Source organism: Pseudoalteromonas sp. SR41-1 (genome assembly GCF_014164015.1).
Lineage (GTDB): Bacteria > Pseudomonadota > Gammaproteobacteria > Enterobacterales > Alteromonadaceae > Pseudoalteromonas > Pseudoalteromonas distincta.
In genome coordinates this window covers 19,226-40,534 of sequence record NZ_JACJEK010000006.1, presented here as the reverse complement: position 1 = coordinate 40,534, position 21,309 = coordinate 19,226, and the positions used below count along the sequence as shown (strand labels likewise).

The window sequence follows — 21,309 nt, the reverse complement described above, 5'->3', positions numbered from 1 at the left end:
GATAAAGTAACCACCTAGAATCAAAGTGAGGTCAAAATGGCAAGAGCAATTATCTTAATGGCAGATAGCCTAGGAATCGGTGCAGCACCAGATGCAGATAAATTCGGCGATCTTGGGGCTAATACATTCGCTCACTTACTAAAAGCATATTACGACGAAACAGGCGCTGCATTATCGCTTCCTAACCTATCAAAACTTGGGTTAGTGGATGCATGTGAAGCTGCCGGTGGAGAAACGTGTTTAATTTCAGACCGCCAAGCTTCTCAAGGAGCATGGGGTTACGCTAAAGAATTATCTAGCGGAAAAGACACGCCATCAGGTCATTGGGAAATGGCAGGAGTACCTGTGTTATTTGATTGGGGATATTTCCCAAAAACACAGCCAAGTTTCCCACAAGAATTTATAGACGAGTTTATAGCTCGTACTGGTATTCCTGGCATTTTAGGCAACTGCCATGCATCGGGAACAACCATTTTAGAACAGCTAGGTGAAGAGCACGTAAAAACAGGTAAACCAATCTGTTACACCTCAGCTGATAGCGTGTTTCAAATAGCCGCGCATGAAGAGTCATTCGGCCTAGAGAAGCTTTATCAAGTTTGCGAAATCGCACGGGCGCTACTTGATGAAATGAATATAGGACGAGTGATTGCGCGGCCATTTTTGGGTTCAAATAGCCAAGACTTTGCTCGAACGGGTAATCGTCGCGACTATTCAGTGCTTCCGCCAGCACCAACATTGCTAGATGTGTTAGCAAAAGACGGCGGCGAAGTAATTAGTATTGGTAAAATTTCAGATATTTACGCGCATCAGGGCATAACCCAAAAGCATAAAGCACCTGGGCTTATGAACTTGCTAGAAAAAACCAGCGAAGTAATGAAAAGCGCACCAGATCATAGCTTAATCTTTACTAACCTAGTTGATTTTGATGAAAAATTTGGTCATCGCCGTAACCCAGTAGGTTATGCAAAAGCATTAAAAGAATTTGATGACTATTTACCAACTATACTAAAACAGTTAAACGCAGATGATATATTAATGATCACTGCAGATCACGGTTGTGACCCAACCTTTCCAGGTTCTGAGCACACTCGCGAATACGTACCGGTTATTGCATATAAACCAGGTATGAGTAACACACCTCTAGGTGAACGCAACAGCTTTGCAGATATCGGTCAAACACTGGCACAGTGGTTTAACTTATCTGCGCTTGATTACGGCGACAGTTTTTTAAATGAGCTAACAACGCCAAATAAAAAGGAAAACAATTAATGAGTACTCCGCATATCAGTGCAAACGTTGGTGATTTCGCCGAAACAGTATTAATGCCAGGCGATCCGCTACGTGCGCAATATATTGCTGAAAACTTTTTAGATGATGCAGTACAAGTTACAGGTGTTCGTAACATGTACGGTTTCACTGGTACTTACAAAGGTAAGCCAGTAAGCATCATGGGTTCAGGCATGGGCATTCCATCAATGTCTATTTATGCACGTGAGCTAATTGTAAGCTTTGGCGTTAAAAATATTATACGTATTGGTACGTGTGGTGGTATTGGCACAGATATCAAAATCCGTGACGTAATTTTTGCACAAGGTGCAAGCACAGATTCAAACGTAAACCGAGCACGTGTTCGTGGCTACGATTTTGCTGCTATTGCTAACTTTGACCTACTTTTAAACGGTGTAAACGCCGCTAAAGAGCTAGGAATAGAGGCAAAAGTAGGTAACGTATTTACAACCGACACTTTCTACCAAGCAGACGACTCGTTCTATAAAGACTTAGACAAGTTAGGCATGCTAGCAGTAGATATGGAAACAGCCGGTTTATATGGCGTTGCAGCTGAATACGGCGCAAATGCAATGGCATTATTTACAGTAAGTGACCACGTAATCACCGGTGAAGCAACACCTGCTGATGAGCGTCAAAGCACGTTTAACGAAATGGTTAAAATTGCATTAGAGTCAATAGCTTAAATAATACATAACAGTTCCTTGGTAACGTATTCACTAAGTTTTGGAGACACGCCCAAAGTGAAGTGAGACTAACCTCCAAAGCCGCATTTTATGCGGCTTTTTTTATGCCTGAAGAAAATGGGTAGCAGCTTCTAATTACTTATACCAATTCGCTTAATTAAGTGATCTATTTTGAGGATGGAAAACGTGTTGATAGCTAGGCAAAAAATTCGCTATTTAGTTGTTCTAAATGAGAATTTTTTAACGCAGGTAGCGACACGTTTAGCCCCTAAAAATGATTAAGTATTATTGCGGGTTGGTATTAATTCAACCATCCTAAAAACTACGTTTTTAAACGCCTGCAAGCAGCGCGTCTACAGGTAAATTAAACTGCTGAGTGTAAGTTTTCCACGTAGGCGCAGAGCTTGCTCGCGCGAGAAGCACTTAAGCTAACTACTCTAAAAGCGCAGCATCTCTAAACCTATTTGTGTATAACAGCCCTAAAAAACAATATGCACGCAGAGAAGAAAAGGAGGAGCAAATGAGAAGAGCAAAACCAATGCTGACTCGGCATTATAAAAGTACAAGCGTTGCTTTAAAAGCTTGTAACCTGCGCGAATAGCTGTGTTTATACCAAGTTTAGAGTATGACTTGTTGCTCATGTTAGAAGCACAGTTTCTGATTGTTTTTATTATTTTAACTTCTAAGCTCTTCTCTAAAAGCGCAGCGTCTCTAAACCTCTTTGTGAATTAATCACTTTTGATCTTAGCTCTACGCTAGAGCTGAGTTTGTAGAGCGCAGTTAAGCTTCTAATTACACAACAAACTTTACCTTTAAAAACAAAAAAGGGCCAAGGCCCTTTTTTATGGTGTTGCGCCTAATCATACAGGCCAAATTCTGAGTGCTTAAACAACTTCACCAGCCACTATCGTATTAAAGCTGTCGTTGTCATGCAGGCTTGCAAATGCGCTCTCATGTAATAATTCATTACGTAAGTTTGGAGAGTATTCAAGTGCCATTTTAATATCGGCTAAGGCATCAGCATGCTTATGTGTTAGTGCATAAGCACAGGCTCGTTGCCAATAGGCATAACCATAGTCACTATCTATATCAATAGCTTGATTACACAGCTCAATGGCTTGTGCTGTTTCATTAATTTCTAGTAGTGCATCGGCTTTATAAGCAATGGCTTCAACATCTTCAGGTTTGCGATTGAGTATTTCATCAAAAATTTCAATTTTGTTCGCAAAATCACTTTCTAGGTTTGCGCGCATCCACAACGAATGAACTTCGTTAGTCACCGATATACGCTCTTGGTTGCTGAGTATTTCTTCTGAGCGAACGCGTAGTTTTTCTTCAAGAATTTTTAATCGGTCTTCATACTCGTCTGTAATTACACTCACACGCGTATTTACAATATCTTCTACTTTGTTTTTAACATCGCGCAACGAGTTCCAACCCACTAAAACTAAAATCGACGCCGTAGCGGTAATTATAAAAAACACATTATTAATGGTATCTGTAGTGTACGTTAATGCGCGATCGGCAGTATCAAGCTGCGCATGAGTAACCTGCTTAGTTACATCTTCACGAAGCTTTTGCTGATCTTGCCTAACTGCTTTTAGCTCATCTAATATGTAACGTTCCATTAGCGGCTTATACATAGGCTCTTTGAGTTGTTGAAGAGCTTGTTGCTCTTGTTGTGCTGTAGGTGAAGCTGGTTGCTTTTCAGCAGAGTTCACTATGCCCGAAAACAAAGTTAAACAAACAAAAAGTACAGATAGGTAATAACGCATTGGTACGCCTAATTAAATTAATTACTGTAATAACTTTAACATGCAGGGCTTAATGGCACTAGGGCGTGTTGTTCTTTGTGGATTAAAATTGACCTAATTTAGATAGGAGCAATAGTTGTAAAATTTTTTTAGCCTAGTGAGCTTAGCAATAATAGGGTAAAGCGTGAGCATATTACCCATGCTCAGGTAATTTGAGTAAAAATAGGCAAAAAAAAACCAGCTCAAGGTGAGCTGGCAAAAACTGCTTAAAACAACAATATGTCGTAGGGATTCACAGGAGAACAACTTCATACTAACTGAATATTTATGAACAAATACTTAATTAAATTCAACTAGTTAAAAATATAAGAATACTCAAAGTATTCGGTTTATAAAGTAAAGGTGCATTGGGCTTAAGTAATGCACCTTTATCATTATAACTATCTAACTACAATTTCATGGTGAAGGGGGGTATTCCAATGTGCGCTTTAGTAAACTAAAGCCACTTTCAAACCCTTCACATACCATTACGCCGAAATTTTTCAATTCGATCACAGGTCTAGTAAAAAGATTAAGGTTAATTCACCGATATTTAAATTTTTATTTTGCGTAATGCTTTATATGAGCGCCATCTGACTTTTTTACTATTATTTTAAACGCGACTTTAAGCCTATTGTTAAATACATCATTAACGTAAGGGCAATCAAAAATATAAATTGGAGCAATCGTTTTAAATAGTATGTTGAGGCTGGCGTAGCATAATTTATACGCCTATATTAAGGATACGTAAGCACTTAGGTAGGCACGCTGAGTAAAAAGTAAGCCTATTAAATAAAAATAACCGTTACTTTTTAAAAAGTTATAAACACATAAGCAATAATACTGATTGTTTAAGTATTTTACTTTTCTATTTTAAGGATTTCACAATGAGCAAGCCAACAGCGGGTAAATGCCCTGTTATGCACGGTAGTAATTCAGTTGTTTCTAAAGTAAACACCGATTGGTGGCCAAACACACTCAACTTAGACATTCTTCATCAACACGATACTAAATCAAATCCATACGGCACTAATTTTAACTACGCAGAAGAATTTAAATCTCTAGATTTAGACGAAGTAAAAGCCGACTTAAAAACCTTTATGACCGACAGCCAAGATTGGTGGCCTGCCGATTGGGGCCATTACGGTGGTTTAATGATTCGTATGGCATGGCACTCAGCGGGTACGTACCGTTTATCTGATGGTCGTGGTGGCGCAAGTACCGGTAATCAACGTTTCTCGCCTTTAAATTCATGGCCAGATAACGCAAGCTTAGATAAAGCACGCAGACTTTTATGGCCACTTAAGAAAAAATACGGTAACAAACTCTCATGGGCCGATTTATTTATTCTTGCTGGTAATATGGCATACGAATCAATGGGTCTTAAAATTTATGGTTTTGCGGGCGGCCGTGAAGACATTTGGCATCCAGAAAAAGATATTTACTGGGGTGCAGAAAAAGAATGGTTAGCACCAAGTGATGAACGCTACGACAATGTAGAAAAACCAGACACCATGGAAAACCCATTAGCCGCAGTACAAATGGGCCTAATTTACGTTAACCCTGAAGGTGTTAATGGTATACCAGATCCACAAAAAACGGCAGATCACGTACGTGAAACATTTGCTCGCATGGCGATGGATGATGAAGAAACCGCAGCGCTAACAGTGGGCGGCCATACAGTAGGTAAAACTCACGGTAATGGTAAAGCAGAGCACTTAGGTCCAGAGCCAGAAGCAGCAGACGTACACGAGCAAGGTTTAGGTTGGAACAGCACCAAAGAAGGCGGCTTTGGTCGTCATACTGTAACTTCAGGCCTTGAAGGCGCATGGACCACACACCCAACTACATGGGATAACGGATACTGCCACTTACTTTTAAATTACGAATGGGAATTAACAAAAAGCCCAGCTGGCGCTCATCAGTGGGAACCTGTAAATATTAAAGAAGAAGACAAACCAGTAGACGTAGAAGATCCATCAATTCGTTTAAACCCAATGATGACCGATGCCGATATGGCCATGAAAGTGGACCCTGCGTACCGTAAAATTATTGAGCGTTTTTATAACGACTTTGAATACTTCTCTGATGTATTTGCACGCGCATGGTTTAAGCTAACTCACCGCGATTTAGGTCCTAAAGCATGTTACTTAGGTAAAGATGTACCAAGCGAAGACCTAATTTGGCAAGATCCTATTCCAGCAGTTGATTACACATTATCAGACGATGAAATCACAAGCTTAAAAGCACAGCTACTTGATTGCGGTGTAAGTGCAAGTGATTTAATAAATACAGCGTGGGATAGTGCACGTACGTATCGTGGTTCTGATCGTCGCGGTGGCGCAAATGGCGCACGTATTCGTTTAGCACCACAAAAAGATTGGCAAGGTAATGAGCCAGAGCGCTTAGCAAGTGTGCTTAGTGCCCTTGAAAAAGTACAGGCGGGTTTATCTAAGCCAGTAAGCATGGCTGATTTAATCGTTTTAGGTGGTACAGCGGCTGTAGAGCAAGCTGCAAAACAAGCCGGTGTTAATGTAACAGTACCATTTGCACCAGGACGAGGGGACGCAACAGACGAAATGACTGATGCAGAATCGTTCGATCCGCTTGAGCCTGTTCATGATGGATTTAGAAACTACCTTAAAAATGACTTTAGCGTATCCTCAGAAGAGCTATTGTTAGAGCGCAGCCAATTAATGGGCTTAACAGCACCAGAAATGACTGCACTTATGGGCGGCATGCGTGTACTAGGCACAAACTACGCAGGCACTAAACATGGCGTATTTACCGATAATGTAGGCACGCTATCTACCGACTTTTTTGTAAACCTAACCGACATGGCTAACAACTGGAAGCCACTAGAGCCAGGTATATATAATATTGTTGAGCGCAAAACAGGCACCATTAAATGGACTGCCACACGCGTAGATTTAGTGTTTGGTTCAAACTCTATTTTACGTGCCCTAAGTGAGTTTTATGCACAAGACGATAATAAAGAACGTTTTGTACATGACTTTGTAAATGCATGGGTAAAAGTAATGAACGCAGACAGGTTCGATCTTAAATAATCTGTACGCTAAATAAAAACGGGGGAGTATTGAATACTCCCCCGTTTTTTATGCGTTTTAATTTCACGGCTAGATAAGCCCGCTTTTTTTAAAGCAATAAAACTTATAAAAGTGCAAAAAGCTTTTGTAGTTGTGGCATATATTCGCTCACAAGTTCAAGGTTGTTTTCGCTTACTAAAGATACTGTAGACTCCTCAGCTGCGCTTGACGATTTACCAAACGAACCCATTAATGAGCTAGCGCCTTTATCTTTAGCACTTTTCATACTTTGAAAACCGCCCATTACTTTATTAGCAGTTTCTTGGTTATCAGCCGAAAGGCCCGACTTAAGATTTTCGATATAAGCCATTGATACTTCAGAACCTACAGTTACTAGCTGCTCTGGCGTAAAACCGTAACGGTTTGTAACACTCGCAAAGCTTTTGTATAGGTCTTGTTCTTTAATCATGCTTAATGCACTGTTAGCTAAAGAGCTTTGTTCGTCAACACTTTGATCTGCAGAACCACCTAGCATACTTGCTAAATCTAAGTCTTTTAACGACTCTTGGCTGCTTGCCCAGCTAGTCACAGCTGGCAGTGCTTTCATATAGCTTTGAAGTTGACCTTCGTTAATATCCTCTGCAAGGCTTGAGAAACTCATCGCTAATAAGCTAAGTGATACAAGTATTTTTTTCATTGAGCATTTCCTAGTATTAAAGTAGTGCCAATTAGAAACTAATAAGCAACACTTGCCAACACAAAATAAAATATTGGCTGATTTATAGTACAATTTATGAGAATTTATTTAAGTTCTAAGAATTTAGTTGATTCACCACAAGCTAATGTACTGATGATATAATGTATTTTTGATAAATAGAGCTGAACACAATGTTAACAATTTCAAATACTGTCACTATCGATGAATGGGAACTAGAGCTCACAGCTATTCGTTCGCAAGGTGCCGGTGGTCAAAATGTTAATAAAGTAGCAAGTGCAATTCATTTACGTTTTGACATTAACCGCTCTAAATTACCTGACTTCTACAAAGAACGCTTACTTGCATTAAATGATACAAGAATTACCAAAGACGGCGTCTTAATAATTAAAGCGCAAAGCCACCGTACCCAAGAGCTAAACAGAGAAGATGCCCTTAAGCGTTTAAAGGATTTAATCCTTAGTGCTACGGTAGTTAATAAAGCGCGTCGAGCCACCAAGCCCAGCCGTAATTCACAGCGAAAGCGCATGGACAAAAAAACCAAGCATGGGCAAAACAAAGCGCTACGCGGCAGCATAAAGTTTTAGCTTTAAATGATATTAATAAAGTAGATTAGGGGCTTGATATTTACATGCATGCACTATTTTTACATCCTACAGCGTGCATAAAAATATAAGTGAGGGGTCTCCTCACTTATATTTAATAGCTATTAATGTTTACTTAGCCATCTCTAAATCAGATTCTGCATCTGCCAACATTGCAAACTCTTCATCAGCGCTTTTAGCAACTAAGTGTTTTGAGCTGTAGCCAAAGTAATATACGGCGCCCACAATAAACAGCATTATAGTGTATAAAAATGCACGAGGGTCGAACGCATACACACCGGTTAATGCTATAAGCGAAAGCACTAAAGCGATACTTGAAGTTACTACGCCCCCTGGGGTTTTATACGGGCGAGGTAAATCAGGTTGTTTAACGCGTAGCAAAATATGGCTCAGCGCCATTAATGCATACGATACAGTTGCACCTACTACAGCCATTGCAAGTATTAAATCACCCTCGCCACTGAGTGATACTAAAAAACCAAATATGGCAGGTACAATCAACGCACGTGCTGGCACTTTGCGATTAGTTGTAATCGACAACGAACGCGATAAATATCCGGCTCTAGATAAAGCAAACACTAAGCGACTATAACCATAAATAATAGAGAAAAACGAAGCAACTAAACCCGCAAGCCCTAATATATTTACTACAGTTGCTAAGGCCTCACTACCCGATGCATTTAATGCATCAACCAAAGGCACTGCACTTGCGCCCATTGCAGCAGCACCGCCAGCGCCAGGCACTAAAACAACAACTAAAAAAGCAGTAAATAACAAAAAGATCATTGCACCAATAATGCCTTTTGGCACATCTTTAGCGGGATCTTTTGCCTCTTCTGCAGCAAGCGGTACACCTTCAACCGCTAAAAATAACCACATGGCAAACGGTAATGCAGCCCAAACCCCGTACCAACCTAAAGGTAAAAACTCACTGGCTCCCACTGCATCGGTTACGGGGACGTCAAATAAGCGTGATGCATCAAAATTTGTAATTAAAACAAAAGCCGTTGCAATAATAGCTAATACTGCTAAACCACTTATTACCATCATTACTTTAAGTGCTTCTCCTACGCCTGCTAAATGAATTCCCACAAATAGTAAGTAAAATAATGCATATACCCATGGTCCATTAAATCCGGTAAGGGCTTCAACTGCAGAGCCTATAAAAATAACAATAGCAGCGGGTGCTAAGGCGTATTCAATTAATACCGCAAGCCCGGTTAAATAGCCTCCCGCAGGCCCCATAGCTTGGCGCGCAAAACTATAACCACCGCCTGCTGCAGGTATTGCAGCTGACATTTCAGCAAGCGACAATACCAGCGCTAAATACATAACTGCCATTAACACTGCAGCAATGGCAAAGCCACCCCAACCCGCTTCGGCAATACCAAAGTTCCAACCTGCAAAGTCACCCGATATTACATACGACACACCCAAACCTGCGAGTAATAACCACCCCGCAGTACCTCGTTTTAACTGTCTTTTAGCAAGGTACTCTGTATTATTAGTAGACATAACCCTTCTCCGTTGATGTTTAGTTTTTATTGTTTTATTTCATGTGTTTTTAATTAAAATTACTCAGCAATTAAAAAGTTAGTGGTTGAAACCTGATGCTCAATTACATCGTCTTGTGTACGGTCTTTTAAATTAACCCCAGTTAGTTTTAGTTTTTTAGCTTCACGTAATAAGTACAGCGCACGCCTAGCCGCTTCTGTATAAGGTAGGCCTGCTGGGCGAATATTCGATATGCAATTACGACATGCATCGTTAAGTCCTGTTTTAGGCTCCCATGTTAAATACAAGCCAAGGCTATCTGGCGAACTAAGTCCTGGGCGCTCTCCTATTAACACCATAACCACCTGCGCATTTAGCAACTCACCTATATCGTCGCCAATTGCTACTCGACCTTGTTCAACCAAAGTAATGGGGGCAATTTTAAATTGCTTGTCTGTTGTAAGGTGCGCTAATAGCTCTGTTATAAATGGGCATGCATTTTTTTGTACCGCTAACGAGGAGAGTCCATCAACCACTACAATCGCTAAATCGTATTTAGCCTGTGTAGTGTGCTTTTGTTCATTCATATAGCTGAGAAGTATTTGCCTACCATTTTCATCAAGCTTGCGGCCTAAATCAGGTCGCTGAAGGTAAGTAACCCTGTCAACAGCTTGGCTGTGTAAATGCAGGGGAGGGGCAACATCTTTTAATACGCTAATACTGCCTAGTTGCTCAGTCATTTCGTTAATATCAAGCGGAAAACTCACTGCATCGCGCGCTTGTGCATGAGATAGCTGAAAAGCCAGCATTTCTGAGGTTGGCAAACTTATACCCGCACGCCCAAGCCCAATACGGGCGTCGGTAAAACGGCGTAAATCACTCCAAGGATTGTGCACTACATTACCGTTATTTTTATGCTTGTTTACTGAGTCATCTAAAGGAGTGCTCTGTTTTAAACGTGATTTCATGAGCCACCTCCAGTAATTGCACCCAGAGGTTTAGCAAAAGCGGGAGGCAAGGTATCTGAAAGTGTAATATCGGAAGTGCTTTGCATTATTTTCATTTTGCTTAGCCATGCTTCAAACTCAGGGGCAGGTCTAGAGCCAAGTACACGGCGAACATATAATGCATCATGAAACGACGTAGTTTGGTAATTAAGCATTATATCGTCAGAGCCAGGTATTCCCATTACAAACGAGCAACCAGCAACACCTAATAGCGTAAGCAAGTTATCCATATCGTTTTGATCAGCCTCTGCATGATTGGTGTAACACACATCGCATCCCATCGGTATGCCTAGTAACTTAGCGCAAAAGTGATCCTCAAGTCCTGCTCGGGTAATTTCTTTACCATCAAACAAATATTCAGGGCCAATAAACCCTACCACGGTATTTACCAGTAACGGGTTAAACTTACGAGCAACGGCATAAGCGCGAGCTTCACACGTTTGCTGATCAAGCTCATGATGCGCATTTGCTGAAAGCGAACTGCCTTGCCCAGTTTCAAAATACATTACATTATTGCCAACAGTGCCACGCTTTAAACTCAAAGCCGCATCTTGCGCTTCAGCTAAGGTATTTAAATTAAAACCAAAACTTGAATTAGTAGCCTCTGTGCCACCAATCGACTGAAATACTAAATCAACCGGTGCGCCAGCTTCTATACATTCAATGGTGTTAGTAACATGGGTGAGCACGCAGCTTTGGGTTGGTATGGCGTACTTTTGAATAACATCATCCATTAACGTCATTAACTTAATGGCTTGGGCAACGTTATCGGTTGCTGGGTTTATACCTATTACTGCATCGCCATTACCGTATAGCAAACCATCAAGCATGCATGCAGCAATACCATTAATATCGTCAGTTGGGTGGTTTGGTTGTAAACGTGTAGATAAATGCCCGGGGAGGCCAATAGTATTTCTAAAAGCACTCGTAACATGGCACTTTTTAGCAATTAATATGAGATCTTGATTGCGCATTATTTTGCTAACAGCAGCAGCCATTTCCGGCGTAATACCTTGCCTTATACTTGCAAGTACAGCAGGTGTTGCAAAGTCACTTAAAAGCCAATTACGAAAATCGCCTACGGTTAAATGTGCAATAGCCATAAAGGCATTTGCATCGTGCTCGTCAATAATTAAGCGTGTAATTTCGTCATCTTCGTAGGGAATAAGTACCTCATTTAAAAATGTTTTAAGAGGTATATCCGCCAATGTCATTTGTGCCACAGCACGTTCTTGTGCTGATTGTGCAATTACGCCCGCTAAGCGATCACCCGAACGCTGCGGTGTAGCTTTAGCCATTAACTGGGCTAAGTTCTTGAATTTATAAGTATGTGTACCTAAAGTGTAACTGTACGCTTGCCCCATGATTTACTCCACATAACTAATATGATCAACCTTGGTATAGGTTTTGCTGCATCTTTAGCTATAAATCAATATTGAATAGTTACAAGACAGCTTATTTTGTACCAAGTAACTATCGAATTTTGGCAAAAGATTATTTATTAAACCAATTCAATTGGTTACACACGCAAAGCGGTGTTAACTTAAGCATAATGAAAGTGTAACGAAAAAGAGCATCCCCGATATGGCGCAGCAAAGTAGCTTTAACGCACCACTAAAGAGCAAGGTGCAAACACACGATATAGACGAGCAAGCGCATAGCCTTACTCAATGGCAGCAAAAATACGATCAAATGAGCGACGGCAGCTTTTATGGTTGTATTGAAGAAACGGATTACGCCAATATTCATGTGTTTAAAGAATACACTGAGCGAGCGCTTCGTCAGCAATGTAACATAGCCCCTAATTCGGTTTGGCTCGGCATTCCTTGTCAGTCACAGCAAAGTAAAATTAATGGTTTAAGTGTGGCAAGTAATCAATTTATGTGCCGTACCAGTGATAACGACTTTGAGTTGATAACCCCTGAGCAATTTAATATTTATGGTTTGGTAATTGATTGGAACTCAATTGAATATATGGCGCAGCTCCAAGGCGTAACATTGAAAAACATGGCATCTGCACAATCAGCTCGTTTATCGGTGAGCAACTCATCTTTGCAAACGGCAAGACAAATAATTAATAGCATGGTTGTAGGCAAGGGCTTTGGACTTAGAACCGAATCACAACAAGATATGCTAAACATGTTGGCACTACACTTATTACAAGCAGACAATACGCAGCAAAATATTGCGCCAAGTTATAAACACCGCAAAGCCGTAGTAGATAAAGTAAAAGATTACGTGGCCACAAATCCACAAAACCCAATAACAATAACCGAGCTGTGCGAGCTTTCCTTTGTAAGTAGGCGCACACTTCAGTATAGCTTTGAGAGTATTTTAGGAATTAACCCTTTGCGGTTTTTACGCTTAACACGCTTAAATAACGTAAGGCGAGAGCTAAAAAAACCAAACCAAGATAAGCCCATTTCAGTAATAGCAGCCAATTGGGGATTTTGGCACGCGGGACAATTTGCTAAAGATTACACGCAACTATTTGGTGAAAACCCATCACAAACAGTTAAAAATAATAGTTTTAAAGGTTAAAAACTACACTTCTAACGTGAGCACGTTTCTTCTACAGACCATACTTTAACTTGAGTTAAACACCTGTGGACGCGCAGCTTGCTGGCGTTTAAAAGCACCGCTTTTACATTTAGTCGGATGCATTAGTAAACAAGTAATTAAATCACCACCGAGAAGTGAAGGAGAAAACAAGGAGTAGTGACTAACCATTACTCGTGTTTTCTTTGTGTAGCGCACAGCGCCTCGGTGGTGAAATATCATATAACTTAAAAAAATGGACTTTGTCTGCTCATTTACTCCTCTTTTTCTTCTCTTTGTGCATTCATATTTTAAGGGCTGTTATTCACAAAGAGGTTTAGAGGCGCTGCGCTTTTAGAGGGTAGCTTGGAAGTTAAAATAATAAAGAACTAAAAGTAAAAGCGAGGTATAAAACCTCGCTTATTATATTCAAAAGCCCTATTTGATCGGTGCTAATTAAGCCGCGATTAAATAGGACTCTTGTCCTGAATGTTTGTTGCTACGTTTAAACGAGCCTTTGCCTTTTTTAGCTTTAACCACTTGTGGTTTAAATAATTTAGAGGTGACCATTGCCGCTAGTGCATTGTGGTTTATAACGCCTCGCCCTGTGTCTACCGCGCTGGTGTTTGCGGTTTTTGTTTTAGATTTTTTAGTCATATATTTCCTATCAACTAATGGTTATTTTAAGTTAAATAATAAAGAGGCTTTTATATTGGCCTATTTAAGAGATGGCGATTGTAGGCTTAATTTTCAACCGCGCAAGTATTTTTAACATCCATTTGGTAGTTTTTTAATGATAAAAAAGCATAAAAAAGCGCAGTTAATAACTGCGCTTAATATTACTTTAGTTTGCTTGATAAATTAAAAACTAAAGCTTACTTTTGCGTAGTACGTTCTGCCGTCAAAGCCGTATGGCAATGCGCGTACTGGGTATTTAAATGCGCCGTTGGTGATAAAATTAAGTACTTCGTCATCACCTAATTCATCTGGTGTTTCGTCAAATACGTTATCGGCACCTACCGAAAGCGCAAACATGTCATTAATTTGGTAACTAACATTTAAATCAACTAACACAGCAGACTCAACCGTACTTGTTGGTTTAAATGACCCCGTAGGCGAAAGCTCACCTGGTAATGAAATATGGTCGTTACCAAAGTATTTTACGTCTGTTTCACCAAAGTAGTTAAAGCGAATGGTTGATGTGTAGGCATCGCGTTCGTAGTCAAACGTAAGCGTTGCACGTTCGCTCGGTTGTCCGTCGGTAAAAAAGCTACGTTGTAAATCATCAAAAGCAACCGCTTCAGGAATACCGTCTTCTGCATTTACGCTGTCAATTTTAGTATCGTTTAGGTTACCTGCAAAGGTTACTCCTAAATTACCGCCTTCAACTTCAGTGCGGTACGATGCAATAATATCAACACCTTGTGTAGTAGAATCAACCGAGTTTGAGAAGTAGTTAGCTTGCACTGCTCCCGTTGCTTGTAGCGCTGCAACCGCTTCTGAGCTAAACGATACATCGTCAACCGAAAGTAAGCTGCCAAGTGTAATACGGTCTTCAATTTCTACACGGTAAAAATCAACCGTTAACGAAAGCTCGCTTGTTACATCGTAAACAAAACCAGCACTGTAGTTTGTTGATGTTTCAAGCTCTAAGCTATCTACGCCTAACGCACTTGGGAAAGCGGTCCCTGTGTTTGCCGTGAACGACTGCGTTAATGTGCCGTCTGAGCCTAAGTTAGTTGTAAAGGCTGTATAACCACTTTGTTGAAGTGATGGCGCTCTAAAACCAGTAGACAGTGCACCACGTACTGCAAAGTCATCTGAAAATTCATAACGTGTTGCTAATTTACCAATTAAATCATCCCCAGCATCTGAGAAATCTTCATAGCGTAGTGCACCACTTACGTTCCATGCGTCGGTGATCATAGTTTCTACGTCTACATAAACTGCGTAGCTGTTACGGTCGCTATCGTTAGCCGCTTCAGGGCGAAGGCCGTTATAAGCTTGAAAACCACACTGTGCAAATTGATCCGGATCGTTTACTGATGGGTACGAAGTATCCATATTTGCTAACCCACACGCGTATGATGCTTCATCGCCAGGCACTATTTCGTAGTTTTCTTTACGGTATTCGGCGCCTACTGTTACATATAAAGGCTCACTACGGCCAATATCTACAATACCGTTTACATCAAGGTTAACCGTTGTTTGATCGAATCTAAAACCACCTGAGTAACCGCCAGTAGGGCCTGAGTTTGCTGCAATGTCGGCATCGCTTGCATCTGGGTTATTAAATAAATACTCAGCCGCGTAAGAAGCATTTAATGTATTGCGTGATGTAAAATCGTATTGGTTTTCACCATAAACAGCCGATACATCGTAAGTCCAGTCTGTGTTTATATCGCCTTTAAACCCAAGTGCTACTGAAATATCTTGTGCTTCGTTATATATGCGCGGTAAAAAACCATCGCTGTATACTTGTGTTACGTTTTTAGAGGCTTCGTTAAAGTTACGGTAAAAACCATTACCCAGCGCCGTGCGCTCAGAGTAGCCACCAAACGAGTAAAGCTCGCCGTCGCCCATTGGTAATGCCATGTTGTAAAATAACGACGTAAATTCACTTTCTGAGTTACCTTGGCCCCAGCGTACATCTTCACTTAGCGTACCTGGTTCAACATTAAGCGACCCCCCCGTATCGCGCTCTGCACGGTTAGTGCCGTCGGCATCACGGTACTCAAGCGATAGGTTAATAAAGCCGCCTTCGTTACCTAATTCAAAACCACGGTTTAAACCTGCTGAAATAGTGTCGCCGTCACCTTCACTTGTGCCGCCGTATTGTACAAAACCCGTTGTAATACCGGTTGAGTTATTAAGAGATAAGTTAATAACACCTGCAATAGCATCAGAGCCATACTGCGCTGCAGCGCCGTCGCGTAATACTTCAACGCCTTTAAGTGCTGTTAGCGGAATGGCATTCATATCAGTACCCGCAGCGCCTGCGCCTACTGTACCGTTAAGGCCAAAAATTGATTGGTTATGACGACGTTTACCATTTACTAATACAAGGGTTTGATCTGGTTGTAAGCCACGAAGTGTTGCAGGTCTAAATAAATCAGAACCGTCTGAAACTTGTGTACGCGAAAAGTTAAATGAAGGCGCTGTCGCTTGAAGGCTTTGGCCTAATTCGGTAAAACCACCTTTAGTTAAATCATCCGCGTCAATTAAATCAATAGGAGAAGAAGACTCTGTAGAGGTACGGTTAGATACACGCGATCCTAATACAGATATTTGCTCTATGTTTTTAGCAGCTTGCACTGGTGCTTCTTCAGCGTTAACAATGCTTGGTGCGCTAAACGCGAAAGCAACGGCTACAGCAAGTGTGTTTAAACGGTATGTTGACATAGTGACGACCCTGTTTTTTGTATTCTTAATAATATGTGTGTGGTTATGATGTTCACAACCTGTTGCAAACATCCTAGCAACATATGCAAACAAAAAGAAATGAAAAAAACTAAATATTTGGTCTAAGTATGCAAATAAACTTCAAGATAAGAAAAAACCACATCAAATCGGTTAAAATACATGCTAAGAAGGGATTAAACATCAAAAAACAGAATGTTTAACACTTTATTTACAATGTGGTTTTGTTCGTTATTTTACACTTTTAAAGGTAATAGGCAGCGAATGGTCGTACCTGTGCCTAATGTACTGTTAACTTCTACTTTTCCACCGTGATCGCTCACCATAGCGTATACAAGTGTCATACCCATACCGGTGCCTTTTCCGACTTCTTTTGTTGTGTAAAAAGGGTCAAACATATGTGCTATTGTGTCTTCATTCATGCCACAACCGTTATCTTTTATTTCAATACAAATATTTGTGTGTAGTTCAAAAATATTGACTTCAATAATGCAGCCTTTTTCTAAATCTAACTCGCAAGCTTGCCAAGCATTCATTAAAAGATTTACAAAAATCTGATTAATTGACGATAAATTGCACCAAATGAGTGGTAGGGGTTCAAACCGCGTTTTTATTTCGCATAATTTAAGTTTGCTACTCAATAACCTTAAAGCATTATTAGCACCCGTTGTTACATCGGCTAATTGTTTATCTTGAGAAGAGGTGGGGTGGGCAAAGTTTAATAAGTCATGCACTATTTGTTTTATACGTTTAAGTCCTTCAACGCTGTCGTTAATTTGTCCCTGCAAATTGTTATAAATCCACGCGTACGGATACTGTAAATTGAGTATGTCGATTTCGTGTTTAAAACGGCTCTCTTTAATTTCGTTATTTAAATATTGTTCGTTAAGTTTTAGCAGCGCTACAAGTAAAGGGCTTGCGTTTTGTAGGCTCTCTACGTTACTCATTGCATAGGCAAGTGGGGTATTTATTTCGTGGGCAACGCCTGCGCTCAGTGTACCTAAAGTCGCCATTTTTTCGGTTTGCACAAACAGCATTTGTTGGTGTTCTAAGTCGGCTACTTTTTTTTGTAGTTCATTATTTATGGCAACTAAAACGCTACTTTTATCTTTGAGTAATTGCTCTGCAGCTAAGCGCAGCTTTTGTTCGTTTAAAAAAGCACGTTCAAAATTACCATCTGATCCATCCATTCCCTTCATCCATATAGATAACTTTATACATAACGTTTAGTCGTCTGTATGCAAATTTGCAACTTTAGTGTGGCCAAGGCCTAATTTTATGCATGAGTAATTATCCACTTATTGCTAATAACCCCATTATGTAAATACCACTTAATATAAAAGGTAGGCACAAACACACCATAGAGTATTTTTTAAGCTATTATTTAACCAGAAGTAATTTAAAGGCGACTCAATGACTCAAGTAACACCAAGCACACCAATAAATCAGGTTGATGTACTTTGCATTGATGATGATGAAATAGTACTACGCACGTTAACAAGACTACTTGAAGTAAATGGCCTGTCGGTTATTGTTTGCGATAACCCGCAAAGTGCACTAACGCTTTTTAAAAATCATGAGTTTGGTTTAATTATTAGCGATATGCGTATGCCGGTAATGAACGGTGCCGAGTTTTTAGAAAAAGCACGTGCGCTGGCACCCGACACCCAACGCATTTTATTAACCGGTTACGCCGACATACAAACCACCTTAGCGGCTGTTAATCAGGGCCAAATAAATGGTTATATTCAAAAGCCTTGGCAAAACGATTTATTACTTCGTAGCATTAGAGATAGCATAGAAAAATTTGCACTAAAAAAACAAAATCAAAAATTAGAGGCACAAGTTAAAGCGCAAAACCAAGAGTTGCTAGAGCTTAATAATTCGCTTGAACAACGGGTAGAAAAACGCACCTTACAAATCAAACAGGTTTTAAAAAAGCTTGAAGACGCCAACGAGCGCGAAAAACAAGAGCATAAATCGACCGTAGAGCTGCTATATAATTTTGTTAACGCAAACCCTTACCTAGATGGCAACAAAGCACAAAATATTGCTAACACCTGTACACAAATAGCACTTTATTTAAACTTGTCGCAAAAAAGCATTGATCTTGCCCCTATGGCTGGTTACTTGGCGCAAATAGGCTTGCTTGCTATGGATCCTGATCTTTATAAAAAACCAGTAAACCGCTTAAACGAGCAACAACGCAAAACCTTTTATACTCACCCAAGTACTGCACAATTAATGTTAATGCCAGCAATACATTTACATGACTTGTCGGATGCTATTTATTATCAGTTTGAGCGCTTTAACGGAAACGGAATGCCCAAAGGCCTTGCCGGAAACGACATACCAATAGGCGCTATGGTGCTAGGTTTAGCGCGCGACTATTGGGACGCGTTTGAGCAAAGCAATGCAAGTGATGAAAAGCAGCGCCACGATGACGCACTCGAAAGTGTAAAACTTTATAGTGGATCGTTTTATCATCCTAAAATTGTACGTGCACTTGAAGCAAGCCATGCAAAACTACATGAACAAAAAAGTTCAGCAGGATCAGTGCTAATTTGTAACGCCCATGAACTCAAAGAGCAAATGGTACTGGGCCATGCTCTACACAGCCATACGGGCATAATGTTGCTGCCTAAGGGTCATGTATTTGGCAGTAAATCGATAGAAAAACTCCAACAGCTAGAATCGAAAAAACCAACCCCGTTCAGAATAATGGTGAAAACTGCTAAATGATTGATCTAAACCGCAGTTTTTTTCGTTACAATGTGCATAAAATAGATTATTGAATTTGCTTGAAGGAGCACTCTGTGTCGCGATTTTCTGCGGTTACTGACAACCCCCATGATGGGCGTTTTAACCAAAAAACGGGAATACTGCTAACTAACTTAGGCAGCCCTGATGCACCAACAGCGGCTGCGCTTCGTACATATCTACGCGAATTTTTATCAGATCCACGCATTGTAGAAATACCACGCTTAGTATGGATGATAATTTTACATGGCATTATTTTGCGTGTGCGCCCTAAACGTTCGGCTAAATTATACGAGAGTATATGGACCGAAAACGGCTCACCACTTACCCACATTACTCGCCAGCAAAGTGTAAAGTTAAATACTTTATTAAAAGAGCAAGGTTATACCAATACTGAAGTAGTAATGGCAATGCGTTATGGCAACCCTTCAATAGAGGCAGGCCTTGAAGAGCTTCGTGATAAAGGCTTAACGCGTATAATTATTTTACCAATGTACCCGCAATATTCTAGCCCAACTACGGGTTCTACGTTTGATGCTGTATCGAGCGTACTGCGTAAATGGCGCTGGGTGCCAGAGCTTCATTTTATTAATGGCTATCATAAAAACACCCGTTATATTGAGTCGCTTGCTAATAGTATTAGTGAGGATTTAGAAGCGAATGGTATGCCACAAAAAATTGTTTTTTCGTATCACGGTATGCCTAAATTGTTTTTAGATCGCGGCGATCCGTACCATTGCCTATGTTTACAAACCACGCGTTTAGTTGTCGAAAAACTAGGCCTTGATAAAGACAAAGTAATTAGTACTTTTCAAAGTCGATTTGGTAAAGCAGAGTGGTTAAAGCCTTATACCGACGCAACCCTTGCAGCCTTACCTGATGAAGGTATTACCGATGTAGCTATTATAAGTCCTGCTTTTAGCGCCGACTGCCTAGAAACACTTGAAGAGCTAGAAGGTGAAAACCGTGAAATATTCGAAAACGCAGGCGGCGAAAAATACCGTTACATAGCGGCACTAAACGACAGAGACGACCATATAGAAGCTGTGTTTGATGTTATAAAACCTATGTTGTAACCCAAGCTTACTAAAGCTAAATATATTACGCATTAAGCGGTGTTAAAATTAACACCGCTTTTTTGTTTTTAAGGCTTTTAAAATATTTAGTTAATTAATTCACAAAGAGGTTAAGAGGCGCTGCGCTTTTAGAGTGAGTGATAAAACATAACAATACTGTTTTTGTTTCGGGGTTTTTGGCTTCCCCTTTTACTTCTCATTGTGCAAATAAAAGCTTTTAAAGGGCGAATTATTCACAAAGAGGTTAAGAGGCGCTGTGCTTTTAGAGTAGTTATAAAACATAAAAATACTGGTTTTGGCTTTTCTCATTTACTCCTCTTTTACTTCTCATTGTGCAAATAAAGGCTTTTAAAGAGCTAATTATTCACAAAGAGGTTAAGAGGCGCTGCGCTTTTAGAGTAGTGATAAAACATAAAAATGCTGGACTGGTTTTTCTCAGTTATTACGGATTACCTTATCTTTGTGAAAGAAATTACTTATATTATTTAATAATAATTAAAATAAATAAAAATGTACGTTTGAGGGGAGGCAATACCTAAGCAACAGCAATTAAACGCTATCGCTTAAAGTATAAATCAATCGCTTTTGTGAGGAGCTCGTCGAGTTGTTCTTCAAATTCTTCAATATTAATTTCAAAGTGCTTTAAGTAAGCCCGAGCCTGAGCAAGTGATAAATTACGGCTGTTAACGCTGTATTGTCGCTCGTCTATGGTTTTATCGTAACGTGGTAAAAATACAAATTGGCCATAAAAGGGGGATTTAATATGCTTGTTTGCAAAACGACAAAAATCTTCAACATGCTCAGCACCCTTAGGTCCAAGGCAACCTGGCTCAATGCGATACATTAAGCGAATTTTTTTGTCGTCATTTATTTGCATTTAA

General features: G+C 40.2%; 16 protein-coding genes. 7 read left to right on the top strand and 9 right to left on the bottom strand.

Features of this window, described 5'->3' with window-relative positions:
- Positions 1-36: 36 nt before the first annotated feature.
- Positions 37-1,269 (top strand): phosphopentomutase, encoded by a 1,233-nt coding sequence (locus H5118_RS06410; RefSeq protein ID WP_182748216.1) that lies wholly within the window; start codon positions 37-39, stop codon positions 1,267-1,269.
- Positions 1,269-1,973, top strand: a complete 705-nt coding sequence (deoD, locus tag H5118_RS06405; RefSeq protein ID WP_024596283.1) for a purine-nucleoside phosphorylase — start codon at positions 1,269-1,271, stop codon at positions 1,971-1,973. The genes H5118_RS06410 and deoD overlap by 1 nt, the downstream gene beginning before the upstream one ends.
- 884 nt (positions 1,974-2,857) lie before the next feature.
- Here the strand turns inward: deoD and H5118_RS06400 are convergent.
- A complete protein-coding gene (locus H5118_RS06400; protein WP_002959108.1) occupies positions 2,858-3,748 on the bottom strand; it encodes a TPR end-of-group domain-containing protein in 891 nt (296 codons plus the stop codon).
- Between the two features lie 905 nt (positions 3,749-4,653).
- Here H5118_RS06400 and katG point away from each other — a divergent pair.
- Positions 4,654-6,834: a catalase/peroxidase HPI gene (katG, locus tag H5118_RS06395; protein WP_182695280.1), complete on the top strand. Its 2,181-nt coding sequence runs from the start codon at positions 4,654-4,656 to the stop codon at positions 6,832-6,834.
- A gap of 103 nt (positions 6,835-6,937) precedes the next feature.
- On the opposite strand, the gene H5118_RS06390 is transcribed toward katG, so the two are convergent.
- Positions 6,938-7,510: a short-chain dehydrogenase gene (locus H5118_RS06390; protein WP_182720266.1), complete on the bottom strand. Its 573-nt coding sequence runs from the start codon at positions 7,508-7,510 to the stop codon at positions 6,938-6,940.
- A gap of 191 nt (positions 7,511-7,701) precedes the next feature.
- On the opposite strand from H5118_RS06390, the gene arfB reads away from it, so the two are divergent.
- The gene (arfB, locus tag H5118_RS06385) at positions 7,702-8,115 is read left to right on the top strand and encodes an alternative ribosome rescue aminoacyl-tRNA hydrolase ArfB (protein WP_002959105.1); all 414 of its coding nucleotides are present in this window, start codon (positions 7,702-7,704) and stop codon (positions 8,113-8,115) included.
- Positions 8,116-8,244: 129 nt separating this feature from the next.
- On the opposite strand, the gene eat is transcribed toward arfB, so the two are convergent.
- Genes eat through H5118_RS06370 form a run of 3 tightly spaced genes read right to left on the bottom strand, consistent with a single transcriptional unit; the run spans position 8,245 to position 11,998 of the window.
- The gene (gene eat, locus H5118_RS06380) at positions 8,245-9,648 is read right to left on the bottom strand and encodes an ethanolamine permease (RefSeq protein ID WP_182695278.1); all 1,404 of its coding nucleotides are present in this window, start codon (positions 9,646-9,648) and stop codon (positions 8,245-8,247) included.
- Between the two features lie 59 nt (positions 9,649-9,707).
- Complete coding sequence (eutC, locus tag H5118_RS06375) at positions 9,708-10,595, bottom strand: ethanolamine ammonia-lyase subunit EutC (RefSeq protein ID WP_182748214.1); 888 nt, start codon at positions 10,593-10,595, stop codon at positions 9,708-9,710.
- Complete coding sequence (locus H5118_RS06370) at positions 10,592-11,998, bottom strand: ethanolamine ammonia-lyase subunit EutB (RefSeq protein WP_182695276.1); 1,407 nt, start codon at positions 11,996-11,998, stop codon at positions 10,592-10,594. The genes eutC and H5118_RS06370 overlap by 4 nt, the downstream gene beginning before the upstream one ends.
- A gap of 220 nt (positions 11,999-12,218) precedes the next feature.
- Between H5118_RS06370 and H5118_RS06365 the strand changes: the two genes are divergently transcribed.
- Positions 12,219-13,175 carry a helix-turn-helix domain-containing protein gene (locus tag H5118_RS06365; RefSeq protein ID WP_182748212.1) on the top strand — a complete coding sequence of 319 codons (957 nt, stop codon included), beginning with the start codon at positions 12,219-12,221 and terminating at the stop codon, positions 13,173-13,175.
- A 453-nt stretch (positions 13,176-13,628) separates the two neighbouring features.
- Here H5118_RS06365 and arfA read toward each other — a convergent pair whose 3' ends face one another.
- From arfA to H5118_RS06350, 3 genes are all read right to left on the bottom strand, one after another.
- Positions 13,629-13,829 (bottom strand): ribosome alternative rescue factor ArfA, encoded by a 201-nt coding sequence (arfA, locus tag H5118_RS06360; RefSeq protein ID WP_182695274.1) that lies wholly within the window; start codon positions 13,827-13,829, stop codon positions 13,629-13,631.
- Positions 13,830-14,033: 204 nt separating this feature from the next.
- Positions 14,034-16,574 carry a TonB-dependent siderophore receptor gene (locus H5118_RS06355; RefSeq protein ID WP_182748210.1) on the bottom strand — a complete coding sequence of 847 codons (2,541 nt, stop codon included), beginning with the start codon at positions 16,572-16,574 and terminating at the stop codon, positions 14,034-14,036.
- 254 nt (positions 16,575-16,828) lie between these two features.
- Entirely contained in the window at positions 16,829-17,782 is a 954-nt protein-coding gene (locus tag H5118_RS06350; protein ID WP_182693303.1) for a sensor histidine kinase, read from the bottom strand.
- 223 nt (positions 17,783-18,005) lie between these two features.
- On the opposite strand from H5118_RS06350, the gene H5118_RS06345 reads away from it, so the two are divergent.
- Positions 18,006-19,334, top strand: coding sequence for an HD domain-containing phosphohydrolase (locus tag H5118_RS06345; RefSeq protein WP_182748208.1), 1,329 nt, complete (start codon positions 18,006-18,008; stop codon positions 19,332-19,334).
- Between the two features lie 74 nt (positions 19,335-19,408).
- Complete coding sequence (gene hemH, locus H5118_RS06340) at positions 19,409-20,428, top strand: ferrochelatase (RefSeq protein WP_024597461.1); 1,020 nt, start codon at positions 19,409-19,411, stop codon at positions 20,426-20,428.
- A 556-nt stretch (positions 20,429-20,984) separates the two neighbouring features.
- On the opposite strand, the gene H5118_RS06335 is transcribed toward hemH, so the two are convergent.
- A complete protein-coding gene (locus tag H5118_RS06335) occupies positions 20,985-21,305 on the bottom strand; it encodes a hypothetical protein (RefSeq protein ID WP_182720975.1) in 321 nt (106 codons plus the stop codon).
- Positions 21,306-21,309 lie beyond the last annotated feature (4 nt).